General features: G+C 34.0%; 14 protein-coding genes. 6 read left to right on the top strand and 8 right to left on the bottom strand.

Going from position 1 to position 14529, the window contains the following annotated elements; all coding sequences use genetic code 11:
- Positions 1–466: YkgJ family cysteine cluster protein (locus DMP16_RS03865; protein WP_143576905.1), on the bottom strand; the 466-nt coding region annotated here is incomplete at its 3' end.
- A gap of 231 nt (positions 467–697) precedes the next feature.
- On the opposite strand from DMP16_RS03865, the gene DMP16_RS03860 reads away from it, so the two are divergent.
- Positions 698–1060, top strand: coding sequence for a sulfolobus mercury resistance protein, MerI (locus DMP16_RS03860; protein WP_069283521.1), 363 nt, complete (start codon positions 698–700; stop codon positions 1058–1060).
- On the opposite strand, the gene DMP16_RS03855 is transcribed toward DMP16_RS03860, so the two are convergent.
- Both DMP16_RS03855 and DMP16_RS03850 read right to left on the bottom strand, forming a co-directional pair.
- On the bottom strand, positions 1057–1893 hold the full coding sequence (locus DMP16_RS03855; RefSeq protein WP_069283519.1) for a M56 family metallopeptidase: 837 nt from the start codon (positions 1891–1893) through the stop codon (positions 1057–1059). The two genes, DMP16_RS03860 and DMP16_RS03855, sit on opposite strands and share 4 nt — an antisense overlap.
- Positions 1894–2267: 374 nt before the next feature.
- A complete protein-coding gene (locus DMP16_RS03850) occupies positions 2268–2582 on the bottom strand; it encodes a GYD domain-containing protein (protein ID WP_069283515.1) in 315 nt (104 codons plus the stop codon).
- Between the two features lie 136 nt (positions 2583–2718).
- Between DMP16_RS03850 and DMP16_RS03845 the strand changes: the two genes are divergently transcribed.
- Together DMP16_RS03845 and DMP16_RS03840 are read left to right on the top strand one after the other, a co-directional pair.
- On the top strand, positions 2719–3852 hold the full coding sequence (locus tag DMP16_RS03845; RefSeq protein WP_069283513.1) for a thiolase family protein: 1134 nt from the start codon (positions 2719–2721) through the stop codon (positions 3850–3852).
- Entirely contained in the window at positions 3849–4124 is a 276-nt protein-coding gene (locus DMP16_RS03840) for a hypothetical protein (RefSeq protein ID WP_069283511.1), read from the top strand. Before DMP16_RS03845 ends, DMP16_RS03840 begins: the two co-directional genes overlap by 4 nt.
- Positions 4125–4329: 205 nt before the next feature.
- Here the strand turns inward: DMP16_RS03840 and DMP16_RS03835 are convergent, their stop codons facing one another.
- Together DMP16_RS03835 and DMP16_RS03830 are read right to left on the bottom strand one after the other, a co-directional pair.
- Positions 4330–4650: a TA0938 family protein gene (locus DMP16_RS03835; RefSeq protein WP_069283509.1), complete on the bottom strand. Its 321-nt coding sequence runs from the start codon at positions 4648–4650 to the stop codon at positions 4330–4332.
- Entirely contained in the window at positions 4647–5561 is a 915-nt protein-coding gene (locus DMP16_RS03830; protein ID WP_069284684.1) for a C2H2 type zinc finger domain-containing protein, read from the bottom strand. Before DMP16_RS03830 ends, DMP16_RS03835 begins: the two co-directional genes overlap by 4 nt.
- A gap of 157 nt (positions 5562–5718) precedes the next feature.
- On the opposite strand from DMP16_RS03830, the gene DMP16_RS03825 reads away from it, so the two are divergent.
- Positions 5719–6912, top strand: a complete 1194-nt coding sequence (locus DMP16_RS03825) for an MFS transporter (protein ID WP_069283507.1) — start codon at positions 5719–5721, stop codon at positions 6910–6912.
- A gap of 691 nt (positions 6913–7603) precedes the next feature.
- Here DMP16_RS03825 and DMP16_RS03820 read toward each other — a convergent pair.
- Complete coding sequence (locus DMP16_RS03820) at positions 7604–9379, bottom strand: S9 family peptidase (protein WP_069283506.1); 1776 nt, start codon at positions 9377–9379, stop codon at positions 7604–7606.
- 251 nt (positions 9380–9630) lie between these two features.
- On the opposite strand from DMP16_RS03820, the gene DMP16_RS03815 reads away from it, so the two are divergent.
- The gene (locus DMP16_RS03815; RefSeq protein WP_069283504.1) at positions 9631–11034 is read left to right on the top strand and encodes an MFS transporter; all 1404 of its coding nucleotides are present in this window, start codon (positions 9631–9633) and stop codon (positions 11032–11034) included.
- Between the two features lie 232 nt (positions 11035–11266).
- Entirely contained in the window at positions 11267–12127 is an 861-nt protein-coding gene (locus tag DMP16_RS03810) for an SMP-30/gluconolactonase/LRE family protein (RefSeq protein ID WP_069283502.1), read from the top strand.
- Positions 12128–12138: 11 nt separating this feature from the next.
- Here the strand turns inward: DMP16_RS03810 and DMP16_RS03805 are convergent, their stop codons facing one another.
- Positions 12139–12852, bottom strand: coding sequence for a purine-nucleoside phosphorylase (locus DMP16_RS03805; RefSeq protein ID WP_069283500.1), 714 nt, complete (start codon positions 12850–12852; stop codon positions 12139–12141).
- A gap of 81 nt (positions 12853–12933) precedes the next feature.
- Complete coding sequence (locus DMP16_RS03800) at positions 12934–13278, bottom strand: metalloregulator ArsR/SmtB family transcription factor (protein ID WP_069283498.1); 345 nt, start codon at positions 13276–13278, stop codon at positions 12934–12936.
- Positions 13279–14529: the final 1251 nt, after the last annotated feature.

The following is a 14529-nucleotide window of genomic DNA, read 5'->3' as shown; positions in this document are numbered from 1 at the left end:
CTGGTATACCTTTTCCATCGTAATTATTAATAATCTCTCTTTGTTCATCTTCAGTAGCAAATGGAAAAGATAAACAAGCATAAGGTTTAAATCTATGGATAGTACAGACCCATCCTTGTTGGAATGGGCAAGGTCTAGGTAATAAATAAATGTTGTCTACTCTCCTCAATTTCTCAAGTTCTTCTCTATTCATTCTTTTAGCTAATTCCTTGTAATCAAATTCATAGACTGGTATAGGATAACCAGATTTGCAACATTTCCCACCACATTTTTCACATTCTTTTGAGACGTCGATAAAAACATTCATAGAAAGTTGATAAATTAAAGAATATAGTCCGAATTTTACTTGTGGAAAATTCTCATATTTTTCTAGTATATTAAGTAGTTTTTCAAAACTTTTTAGATCACCTCCTAATGATCTTTTGGCAAGCTGATTAATGTAATCAAAGTCAATTTTCTGGCTCATAGTTTAACTATAGTTATAGGAGAAAGATAAACTCGTTTTTAATAATATTTTATGAATGAAAAAGGAAGTATCAGTGTGAAAGAAGTAAGATGAAAACTGGGTTTAATCCGTTATCTTAAATTTAGAGGTCTTTGGTTATTAGTGTGTATATAATATTTATATAATTGTAGATAAATAAAAACTAGATAAGGAGAAGAAAGTTTATATATTTTAAAAAGTATAAGTAAGACTATGTACAGGACAAATAAAGTGTATGAAAATGAAAACGTGGAAAAAGTTGTTTTAAACATTGACGATGAGGAAATTGAAATACTCAACAGTAATAATGAGAGTATTGGCAAAATTACTTCCAAGCAAATTGTTAAAACAGCTTTAAAGAGAAAGTCACTCAGGTTTAGAATAAAAGAAGCCCTAGAGGAAAAAATAGATGAAAATGAAAAGTTGCCTAGTTTGAAGGATATCTACTTTGATCAACATTTGCTTCTATATGGCAAGAGGGCTGAAGAAGTCAAAACACTAGGAGTTTCATGTCCAATATGTGGAGTAGAAATAGACGAATATGGTTATTGTGGATGTGGTAGTGGTTCGGCCTAAACGTAGTACAATTTTTGTCCTTCATATTTACTTAAATATTCTAACCTTTCTTTTAAGCTGGGATGAGTTCTAAAGGAAAATGGGCTAGATTTTTCTATATTATTATGCAATATAAAATCTTTTGCAAATAATATTTGAATTGGCATTACATATCTGAGCATATTTACTGGTATATTTCTGCTCAAGTATCCGATTTTTATTAAAGAACTCTCAAGCCAATAGGCTAGTGACGGGTCTTTCTTTACTACTGTTAAGTCAGCTCTTCTTTCTACCTTTCTATGTACGTAAAAGACTAGAGGTAATAGAAGCAAGATGTAAACAAGTATCAATAATGTTATAAAATAGATAGGAATGAAATTCAGTAAAGCCGAGTAAATTAAGTTGACGCATAAAATTGTTACTAACATTGTTTCTGGGTCGAAATTTCTTATGTGGGAAATCTCGTGGGCTAATACAGCTGTTAATTCCTCTGAAGTTAAGGCATCTATTAGTGGAAGTGTTATAGCAATTCCTCTAAATAATACGTTGCCAAAAGCAAAAGCGTTTAAGAAATTATCATTAATAACGTACACTTTAGGTTTTTTTACTTCGAATTTATTAGATAGATTTTCAATTAGTGATATTAGATAGGTATCATTAGCCTTTTTCATCTTAAAAGTTATGATCATGATAAATGGTGAGACGAGATACCATAGAAAGAAGATTAGGAAAATTTGAAGTATAAGGAAGAAAGGTATGTTTAAGGTTAAAGTTGATACAAGCAGAGCTATAACGAAGATTGAAAAAAATGATACCAGATAGTATTTCCACCAGTATGTAGTTACTGAATTCACATAAAAAGTATATTATCATGGCTTAAAATCTATATCTGATATATTTGATGAAAAGACTATCTTGCAATTGTTAGTAAAAACGCAATTGATTGGAAGTTCTCCTCTATCGCCCTTAGAATTAGGCCTTTATAATTTTCTGACTTCTTCCCCTTAAGGAGGTTCCCCTCATTGATTCGGGTTTACATCTGAGGGGCAGTCGAGAGGCTCAGAGAACCCCTCTGGGTAGAGGGGAGGTAGGGGGAAATCTTCAAACTGTAGCTCTGATTTCGTTCCCACTCTTTTTAGCCCCCTCATCCATAAATAGAAGCATGAAAAAGAGTTAAATACTTTTCATCCCCGCCATAAATGGCGAGGCTTTCCTCACCTTTGTAAAACTATTTATGTGGGTGTCCTATAGTGGGAGTTGACTTCAAGGCTTTAATAGCATCATCAACTGCAAGTGCTAAATAGGTCTTAGTCCTTACTGTACCTCTACTATTTAATTCGACTAGAGCTTTCAAAAAAGCTTCAACATTCTCTACTTCCACAATATTAATAAAATCAATGTCGCCAAACACCACATATTGTTCTCTCACTTTAGCCCCTATTTTAGCCAGTTCCTCGTTCACTTCCTTAATCCTTTCAGGTTTGTCTGCTATAGTCTCAGCTCCTTTATCCGTTAAGCTTGATAAAACAATAAATATAGCCATATATGTTGATCGTATACCTAGTTTATAGATATTTCTTAGATAGAGATCCAGTCTATTTAAAATGATAGACGAACTTAATTTATATTCTCTAAATATAGAATTTAAATTTATATTCTATTACTAAAGTTGAAATTGAATGGTTGCAATTATCGATGTGAAAATAACTCGATTCGGTAAGAGAAAAGAGAATGTATTAGATCTAGCAGCTGAGGTCTCTCTGCCCTTAGTTCAAAAGTATGAAAATATAGACTTTGCAATAATATCTAATAGTTATTCTGGCGAGTTTAACTCGATATCAGGTTTAAATAATCTAATAACAACTTATATAGGCAAGGATAATTTACCTTCAATAAGAGTAGATAATACAAGCGGAAGTGGAGGTTCAGCTATATTAGTGGCTAAATCATTACTTGACTCTAAGGTAGCTAATTCGGTCTTAGTTATTGGAGTCGAGAAAATGTCTGAAAGGAATACTAAGCAAATAACTTCGATAATAGCTTCATTACTACCATATGAAGAAAGAAGAGCTGGATTAACTTTGCCCTCATTAGCCGGATTAATGGCAAAAGAATATATGAAGAAGTATAACGCACCCAGAGATGTTTTTGCACTAGTAGCTGTAAAAAATCACTATAACGGTTCCCTTAACCCATATGCTCATATACAATCTAAAGTGACTCTGGAAGAAGTATTAAAGTCCCCTATAATAGCGGATCCCTTAACACTTTATGAATTTACACCAATTAGTGATGGAGCTTGCGCCATAGTTATGACGAGAGATGAAGATGCTTACAGCTATAATAAAAAACCTGTCTTCATAAAAGGTATTGGAACTTATGCTGATTCATCTTCAATATCGGAGAGAGAAGATATACTTTCTATCAAAGCCGTTAAAGTAGCTGGGGAGATGGCTAGGAAATCGTCAAAAATAGAAAAAGTGGATTTTGCTGAATTACACGATATGGCAACTGTTTTAGAAATTGTTGAGGCTGAAGAATTAGGACTGCTCAAGAAGGGTGAAGGTTGGAAAGCGTATCTAGATGATTATACTTCAATAAATGGTGAAATACCTATAAATACTAGTGGAGGTCTTAATTCTAAAGGTCATCCAATAGGGGCTAGTGGTGTAGCCCAAGCTATTGAAGCTTTTTATCAAATAAGGGGAGAAGCTGGACAGAGACAAGTTAAAAATGCTAGAACTGGACTCTCATTAAGTATGGCTGGTTTCGGAAATTCAGCCACTGTAATAATATATGGTGATGAGCCATGATATATGTATGTAAGAACTGTAACTATACCTTTTGGGTAAAAAGGGCTAGATGTCCTAAGTGTAACTCATCTGAATTCAGTGAAATTAAAGCAAACGAAGGTGAAGTAATACAGTCGTGGAAATTAAATGCTACTCCAGATGGATTCGAAAATTCATACTTCTTACTCCTAGTTAAAATCGGAAACGCCAGAGTATTTTGTCGTTCTTTAGAACATCCAAGAAGTAATAAGGTAAGGATAGATGAGAATGGGTTATGCAGAGAGATTAATTAATTTACTTAAATTCTTATATAATTTTTAAAGATATTATTCCTAATTTTTTGCAAAGCGAGGAAAGCCTCCCCTTTAAGGTGAGAGCAAGCTAGGAGAAATTTCAATCAGTAAGAATTCTAGTTTAGAATGCTTCTTCCTATATTACTGAGATTAAATTCTAATAAAATTAGAAGCATTTTTGGATGCCGGTTAAAGTTCTAAAATATTAATTTAACTCTTTGAAAGTGCCTATCCCTCCTTCATCGTCAAATTTGACGTAGAATTTATACTCCTTTCCTTGTCGTTTTGCTGTACAAGTTCTTCCAGTGTAATAATTACCGTTAATTTCTAGGTCATCAATTCTATCCCAATTATTTCTCTTTTTAACCTCTTTAATCATGTTAGTGAATTCTAATGCACAAAAGTCACAGCAGAAAAACAGTTTTTCATTATCTATTTCTTCGTAGTACTCTCCCCAAGTAGCCCCACACAGTGCACAACCTTTTTCCTTGGTTCCCGCTTCCTTTCCATTAACGATTATCCTCATCCCTTAAACACCACCTTAACCAGATTAGGTTCTATTTCAAATCCTCTCTCTAATCTAGCTAATAAGTATTTTGAAAAGGCATCAAATGACTTCAGAACTACGACCTGAACTTCTTCCTTCAAGTTTATCTGATCTGCGTATTTCTCCACCATTTCTAATGCTTCTCCAGCATGTGATATATCAGCTTCATAGCCTTCTCTTAAGAAATCTTTAACTTCTTTCGGATATTCATCTGAGGTCAATATAGAGGGATTAAAATAAGTTAACTTGGCTCCGTACTTTGTCAGTGATCTATCTGCAACTAACTCTAAACTGTGCATTGAAGCCATAGTTATCAGCCAATTCCTAGTTTTAGCTATGTTTACCCACGTTCTTATAGCAGATTGAGTCGCAGGAAGTGGAGGTGTGGATAGGATTTTGTCTCTAGGCATCCCTAATGACTCTCCCATTCTCAACAGTAATTCATAATGTGATGGTCTATTACCATATCCTATAAACTCTACTTTGATATTTTCTAACTCATAATGCAATACGTCATCTTTATCAGTATTAAAGACAATTGATGATAGTACTTTCACCCAATTCTTTAAGAAATGTTGATGTTCAATGACGTAACCTAGTAATACTCCTCTAGTAGGCTTCTGCATTGCTATCATGAATGGATGAGGATTATCACCATAAAATTTGTCTATGAATCTTTTTCTTATCCACATTGCTAAACTTTCAGGCTCATTAAAGAAACTTTCTAACCTACGTTGAAGCTCTTCTCTTTCTATCCTCTTTATGGAAATATTCCTATTTAACCACATTACGTGAGAGGGTTCACTTTTTGAGTTAGCCATTTCATCTATATGTTTCGTTAATTCTTCCCAAGAACTAAATTTAATTTCACAAGATGGGCATATAGGCATATAACCTAATGTATCTTTAAACGTGTTATTAAATTTAATCCTCAAACTTAAGATAAAATAAAATCATTTCATTTATATTAACTCTTTTTTCGAATTAGTTAGTTAGAAAGAAAAAGTTTAAGTATTTAATTAACTATTCGTAAATTAGGGGATTTTTTTGAGAGATGACTATGGCTATGTCTTTCTTTTAATATCACGTGTTGCTAGAAGCGTAGGAATAATTTACATAACGCTTTCTTCTTCATTATATCTATCAGCATTAGGAGTAAAACCAGACGTAATAGGAGTAGTGTTCTTGGGAGCAATAGGGTTTTCCTCTGTTCTTACGTTTTCATTAGGTATGATAGGTGACAGGTATGGGTATAAGAAGATTTTAATAGCGACTGAGACATTAGCCTGTGTTGCTTCCCTAATTTTGGGTACTGTAGTCTCTAATTACTATTTAATATTTACAGCTCTAATTATAGGTGGAGTAGGTGGAGCAGCAGGTGGAATTAGAGGGGCTTTTTCACCTGGACTTACCGCGTTAGTAGCAAGTAACTGGAAAGATGAGAGAGAAAGAATTAAGAGAATGAGCTTTTTGATGTCAGCTTCTTCCTTTTCTGGTATAGGCGGAAGTATACTATTAAGTCTTAGAGCCTATATAAACAACACTATTCAAGGGTATAGAATGTTATATTTGATATCCTTTATATTATTATTAATTTCTACAATTTCACTTTTCTTCGTAGGAGAAGTTAAGAGACCCAGAAAGACGTCCAAGATAATGTCAATTTCCAGCTTTAAATACATTTCAAAAGTTATTATATCTAATTCAATAACTGGATTTGGTTTAGGACTAGCAATTCCCCTTTTACCATTGTGGTTTAACTTAGCTTTTCATGCTAACTCATTTATGATTGGATTAGTATTTACTATGTCTTATCTATTCACAGCAGTAGGTTCGTTAGTATCCAATAAGATTAAGGCAGAACCACTGCGTGTAGCTTCAGTGACTAGAATATTAAATGGAGTATTCTTAATAGCCATGGCGCTGTCACCGTGGTTTCCATTAGCTGCGTTAATTTATATTATTAGAGGGCTAAATGCCGGAATTGGTTCTCCTAATAGAACGATGGTAAATGTAAGGGGAGTTTCCGCTGAAGATTTTGGTACTGCCTCAAGTATTCAAGGTATAGCTACTAGGCTATCTCAAATGAGCTCTGGACTGAGCGGATATCTTTTAGAATACGCTTTGCCATTACCACTAGAAGTTGGTGGAGTTCTCCAAGCTATAGGAGGGTATGTATATATGAAATTGTTATCCACGACAAAGAGTTCTAGTAGTTATAAGGATTATAAAACTGAATAGACAATTTATTATGTTTAAGCAGTATTCCTATCTTGACTTCCTCCTCACTCTTAAAGGTGAGGCTTTCCTTACCTTGTAAACTTCTTTATAAAAACTTTTAACTAGACCTATGTGAGACTTATACGCGGATATAGTGTCGTTATATGGGTATAAAAAATACCGATTACGCATTAGATTTTGCTAAATTAAAAATCCTCATGACTACTACTAATTAACACATTTTGTTCTATACCTTCAAAACATCACTATAGACTTGCCTAAAAATATCCCAGAGAGGATCATTCAACGCATTAAGGATAAACAATAGGACAGAATCTATAAGTCTACACTCAAATCTCTTAAAAAGGCTTATTATCAAGAAGGCTAAAGATTTTTGATGTTCCAGTAATCCTTGTTAACCCTTCTCGTTGTCTTTGTCCTAACTTAAAGATTATCTACTCACCTAATGGGGGCTTTACTCTAAGGATAGATTTACAAAGTAGGGAACACTCGCCCTTTAGGGCGGGGAGGAGGTCAGAGTTTAGGGACAAACATAATCTTAGAGGAATAAACTTAAGTAAATCCAGCTTGAATGAGGTTGCAACCAAGTTGATGAGAGAAGGTTACAAAATAAGGAAGAAAAAATGGAGTTTTATCATATAATGAGCAAAGCTATTCATATTTATAAATAAAAATTTTATTTAGTGAAATATTACGTAAGGTATTTCTTAAACCACTCTAATTTAGTATTTAGTCTATCTACCATATTCTTAGGTTTTCCTCTTCTAGCGTGTTCATGACTATCCCCTTGATATCTAACTAGCTCAGTAGGTACACCGTTCATTTTTAATGCCACGTAGAATTGCTCTGCTTGTTCAATAGGACATCTGTAATCTTCTTCCCCATGAATTAGCATAGTTGGTGTTTTAACGTTCTTAACATAGTATATGGGGGACATCCTCATTAGCTTTTCAATACCTTCTTTACTCCATGGGTCATCAATTCCAGACTCTATTACATTAAACCAAAAACCAATATCGCTAGTGCCACACATGCTTACTAGGTTTGATATCCCTCTTTCGCTGATTGCAGCCGAAAAAATATTGGTTTGAGTAACTATCCAATTAGTCATAAATCCTCCATACGATCCTCCAGTAACCCCTATTTTTCCCTTTAGATTATATTTTTGTTTAACAGTATTAACGAAATTTATTATGTCCTCCATGTCTTTCCCTCCCCAATCGCCTACACATGCTTTAGCAAATTCCTCTCCGTATCCTTGACTACCTCTAGGATTAGTATATATTATATTGAAACCATTTGATATAAAGAACTGAAATTCTATGAAGTAGGCATATCCATAAGCCATATGAGGTCCCCCATGGATAAACACTATTGTTGGAGCTTCTGGATTTTTAACTACGTACCATCCTTCTATTTCCATACCATTAGAGTTAATGGCTAGTCTCTCTGGAGTTTCCCCCTTAATGTTAGGATTTGGGTCGTATTCAACATCCTTGTACTTTAAGATTACTGGTTTCTCGGGTGTTGAGTAAAAATACGCTAGTCTTCCATCCTTATAATCGAATCCCCTTACAACTATGTTTCCACTAGTTACTTTATCTACTTTACCATCAGATATTTTATAAATATGGCTTGTTCCACCTTCTTGTCCTAATGTGATTATTTCATCCTTATCAAATACTAACTTATCCTTAACTCCATCGAACAAATCCGTTAAAACCTTACTCCCGCAAGTCTTTCCACATAGATAACTCTTCTCCTCTTCCGGTAAGCTAACTTCTAGAACCGCCCAAGGAGTTAGCCCTTTTCTGTGCCCTAGATACGCAATTTCACCTTTTTGATTCATTGCGATTGCTTGAATTACACCCTCTCCCTTAGTTATTTTCTTCAGTTCTCCCGTGTTTAAATCAACTTCATATAGGTCAGCTAAACCATAATCATCACCATCTTTAGTCGCAGAAATTACTATCCTATCCCCGTTAGTGGCTAAATCAGTAACATCGAAGTTTCCATTAACTATATTCCTTAACTGTTTACCGTCAAATAAATAGAGCGTCTGTCTAGTCCTAAGTAATCCCCTATTATCAAATCTATATTTTAACTTCTCAGTTTTGAAGGGCAAAGTCTTATCTACCTTTTCCTCACCAATGATTAGTACACCTTGTCGATGAAAATCATATTTATATATTTTACCTAAGCTTACTAAGTTCTTGGGCTCACCAAACTGAGAACCCTCTAAAAGTGAAGATTGATTCTCAGATGTTCTAACGAAGTATATTTTATCTTCATAAAACTTAGGCAATGACTCATTACCTTGAAACGTTATCCTATTCAAATTCATGTAAATTGAAGACTTATACTTATCCTCCTCTATCCACGTCTCTACGTGAAGCAGGCTGTACATTTTATCCATTATATAGATGTCTTGTATAACCCTTAACGAGTATGCTTCTTCTGGCTTCATTACCTAATTAATTTAGCTTAACAATATATTTCTTGATTAAACGGCTATTGGATAAGAGAAAGGCAAAACTCTCCATTAAGGGTAGGGAAGAGATAATTTCTTTAACTAGGAAAGTTATTATATTTATAATTTGCGAAAAATGTATTAATGAAATAAAAACTTTTATATTTTTAAGTAATTATGTATAGTCACTATTTTAAAAGATCTATAAGTTAACTTTTTAACTGTATTTTATCTAAACAATAATCGCTATGAACACTAAGCTCATACTATTTGTATTAACCTTAGGTTCTATGATGGCAGCAATAGATACGACTATCGTATTATTGGCATTACCCACTATTACCGTTGACTTACATACTGATTTACTATCATCAATATGGATATTAATAGCATATTTACTAGTACTGTCAATACTCTCTACTCAAGCTGGTAGAATAGGCGATCTAAACGGTAGAGGTAGAATATACAATATGGGATTTGCCATCTTTACTATAGCTTCAGCGTTATGTGGTATCTCTACTAACATTCTATTGCTAATATCATTCAGAGTTTTACAAGCTATCGGAGGTTCTATGTTAACAGCTAATAGTAGTGCAATCATAGCTGATATATTTCCCCCTAATCAAAGGGGAAGAGCTTACGGTATAACGTCACTAGGTTGGAACATTGGAGCATTAGTAGGAATAGTCTTAGGAGGTATCCTTACTACCTTTTTAGGCTGGAGATATATTTTCTATATCAATGTACCAATAGGGATTATAGCAGTACTCCTTGGATTGAGGGAAATTAAAGATATAAATAAGGTTAATAGTAAACTTGACATTACCGGTTCAATTATCTTAGGCATTTCTTTAGCACTGATCTCGTTGGGAGCTATATTCATAGTTAGTTACGGTGTGTCAATTTTGTACATAGTAGAAGTAGTAGTAGGAATTTTGTTAATTCCTTTATTCATATATAATGAGATGAGAGCCAGAATGCCAATAATAAACCTTAATGTCTTTAAGATAAGGCTTTTATCATATTCATTATTAGCCTCACTCCTACAAGGAGTAGGAGCTCTCTCTTTGAATTTCTTGCTCATAATGTATTTACAAGGAGTTAGAGGATTGTCACCACTAAGCTCCTCTTTGTTACTTACGCCGGGTTATGTTATAGCAAGTATATTAGCACCATTTATGGGTCGAATAGCCGATAAAGGAAAACCAGGATTATTAGCAGGAATAGGATTGTCCCTAATTCTGGTATCTCTAATACTTTATTATATTACGCTAACTCCCTTCACCCCATATTACATTATTTTAATAATTTCAGGCATAACCGGTATTGGTTCCGCTATGTTCTGGCCTTCTAATGCTACTGCAATAATGTTTAGCGCTCCTAGGGAATATTACGGCTCAGTCTCTGGTATTTCCAGAACATTAGGAAATGTAGGAACTACCATAAGCTATGTTTTAAGTATATCTGTAGCAACTTTGGTAGTTCCCAGATATGTGGCATTTGAGATATTCTTAGGAACTAACGTTCTAGACGGAAAGGTTAGCATGGCTTTTGTAAATGGATTGCATTTTGCATTCTTAGTATCATCAGTAATAATATTTGTCTCAATCATTCTATCTATTTTAGGCGGTAATACTAAGGTAAAACAGTAAAGAAACATTTTCTTAACTCTTTCAACTTTTTATTGTTTTTAATAACTTAGAAATATGAATAATCTCAAAAGTTGAAGATAAAAAATTAAGACGGAATAGTAGGCGTTAACGATTTTGAGACGATCGCATTTAGTCATAGAAAAATTTTCAAAATATTTAATGAATGCATTCTCTAGATAGTTAATTGTCGTTAAAACATTTTAATTTATACTCTTACTTAACTTGAGCTATAATGGAAACTAAACTAATCGTTTTAAGTAACTATAAGGCAATCTTAGGTGAGGGTCCAGTTTACGACAAAGAGCTAAACAAGCTGTTTTGGGTAGATATTGAAGGTAAAAAAGTAATCACGAATGATTTGAACAGCGGTGCTGAGGTAGTTTATGATATGCCAGATTTGGTCTCTTCCCTATGTGTAATAGATGATAAGAGGGTAATTGCTACAATTAGGCACACATTCTATATAGTAGATCTATCTAAAAATTCGTTTACAAAAGTAGCTGAAGTCGAAAGTGACATGGAGAGTAATAGGTTTAACGATGGCAAATGCGATAAATTAGGTAGATATTGGGCGGGAACCATGAACATGACGGAAAGAAAGCCCACTGGCAATTTCTATAAGTTAGAGGGTAAGAAGGTTACAAAATTATTAGAGGGCTTAACGATATCTAATGGTTTAGCGTGGGATAGCGACGATAAGGTGATGTACTTAATTGATACTCCTACAAGAAAAGTATTCGTATTCGATTTTGACTTAAATAAAGGAGAAATATATAATAAGAGAGTTGCTGTAGATTTCGGAAATGAACCGGGGAATCCAGATGGCATGACAATAGACGAGGAAGGATTAATTTGGGTAGCCCATTGGGGAGGTGGTAAGGTTAGTAGATGGAACCCAAAAAATGGAAAAAAGGTCGATGAAATTAAAGTTCCTGCTACTTACGTTACTTCAATAACCTTTGGAACTCCGGAAATGAGCCAAGTGTTCATATCAACTGCAGGTAAGAGCCCAGATCCCTTGGCAGGAAAACTGTTCACAGCTGAGGTAAACGTAAAGGGATTACCAAATTATAGATTTAAGTTAGAACAGTAATGGTCTTTTTCCTAACCTTTTGTCAAAGCCTCTAAAACTGCATTAGCCCCATCCATGACTTTCTTCTCTAATTCTTCCTTACTTATCCATAAACCTCCCTTAACCAAATTATCACTTATCACTACTACACTAGCACTCCTCCACCCCTTCATTTTACTTAAAGCGAATAGAGTGGCACACTCCATTTCGACAGCCACATTGCCTCTAAAGCTCCACTTCTTTGCAAACTCCTCATCTTCCGCGTAAAAAGCATCACTACTAAAAACGTTGCCTAAGTAAAATTTCAAACCATTCTTATGAAAGGTAGATACTATCTTGTTAGTTAATTCAAAGTCAGGATTTGCGCACAAACATGCACTATCTCTAACGTACTGATAGAATAATCCTCCTTGATTATACGAAGCTCCAGTGACTATCACGTAGCTTCCTATATCTATATAAGGCACGAGAGAGCCTGCAGTCCCATATCTTACAAAAGTGTTTGCACCCAACATTGCTAATTCTTCTAATACTATCGCTATAGACGGACCACCTATACCGTGTGTTGCTATACTAACATTCTCATCATTATATTTTCCAGTATAAACCAGAAATCCCCTATTTTCATTAACCAACTTAACATCTTTTAATAGTGTAGACAATAGTTTAACTCTTCCAGGATCGCCTGCTATTAATACTTTCTCAGCTATTTCTCCCTTCTTTGCCAATATGTGAACTGGATTCATGGTATGAGTTTTGTAAATAATAATTTAAAATCAGCTTTGGCCTAGGAATCTCATTAATTCAAGGATAGCCGGCGTTCATCATCACTGTTTAACCTTTATACCTTTCTCTTCTTCTAAAACTTCACATGACAATATAGATTGGCTATGGTTTCTAACGTGATTTATAGCTATCTTAATTAGCTCAATAACTTCATCACTACTCAGTGAATAATATGAAAACTTTCCTTCTTTTCTAACCTTAACAACTCCGCAATTCCTTAAGCAAGACAAGTGATGAGAAATTAAAGATTGTGATTTTTCCAATTTTTTACTAATCTCATCAACAGTAGCTTCTTTTTTGTCCAATAGAAATAATACTATACTCAGTCTAGTCCTATCGGCCAATGAGGAGAAAAGCATGTCCAACTCCGTCAATAATGACTCCATATATTAAGGTAAGAATAAAAAGATTAATTAATCTTTCTAAAGTCATATGGAGTGTGGATATAATGCAATCATAAAGGTATAAATTCTGGTTGTAGTCTTATTTCAAACGTATATGAGTGTTTTACTGCTTTGTTTCTCTTTTATCTTTTTCTCTCATTGACGAGTTTATGCTCTAGTTTACCGGGTTTTGTGTGTTTTCTCAATGTAGCACGTTGTAATTATAGCTTATCCATGCATCTTAGTTTCCTTAGAAGTTTTTCTCGTCTTTACCTAGATATATTACCTTGGCTGCTTATTATTTTGAATATCTACTTCTATAATCCTTTATGTTCAAGTCTATTAATTTTAATATTGCCTTAGAGGTCTCACAGTTCAACAAACACTTGCCATACCCAAGTGAAGGCATTACCCCTATTTAGAACCCTTGAAATAGCATATTCAAGGCTAACTCCTTAACACGCTTATGCTTTACATCCTTAAGAAACTTTCTATATACCCCCTACTTACCCGTAACAAAGGGATGGCCATTAAAAATAATGCATATCCATATAAACCTTCTTCTTACTCCTTTTACCCATAAGTAATACTAAAGGGGTTAATGTTTTTTAACTTCATAACGGCGCTATATCTACACACATTCATATTATGCAAAACTTTATTGGGCATATATTATTACATCTGTAGATATGAGAATATTTTCATATATTAAGACCGCTTTACGACTTATGTTTTCCACTGTTTATTGCAATACTACTCATTTTAACTCTTGAGCTAGGATATTATTTTCTTTTTTATTTTTTGGTTATCTAATATTTAGAGGCCTCTTTCTATATTATATAGCAATGATATCCGTTATACTTTCAGTATTTATGGGAATGTCCCTTGATTTTTTACTATTTATTCTTTCCCTGGAGAAATTTGAATATCTAAGTCAGTAGTGGGATTAATAATTTCAAATATATTACCCAGTACTTTGTGCTGCTCCTCTATATTACAATGTTGAGGAAAGCGTCTATAGCGGGGAGGAAGTCAGTTTAAAAGGATCTCTCTAGAAATTATGATACCAAAATTGTCATCTGCGTATTAGATCTTATCTTATGTAAATTCATGAACGTAAATTCATATGTTCATATGAAGAATAAACTTATATATATTTTATGTAACAGTAATATTAGGTGAAATGCATGGTAAAACTGAGGATTAACATGAGGCAAGGGTCAGATTTGAAGTGTGAGAATTGTGGAGTAGAGT

The organism is Sulfolobus sp. B1, from assembly GCF_007050195.1.
GTDB lineage: Archaea > Thermoproteota > Thermoprotei_A > Sulfolobales > Sulfolobaceae > Saccharolobus.
The sequence above is the reverse complement of the archived record's forward strand: the minus strand, read 5'-3'. Positions and strand labels throughout refer to the sequence as shown.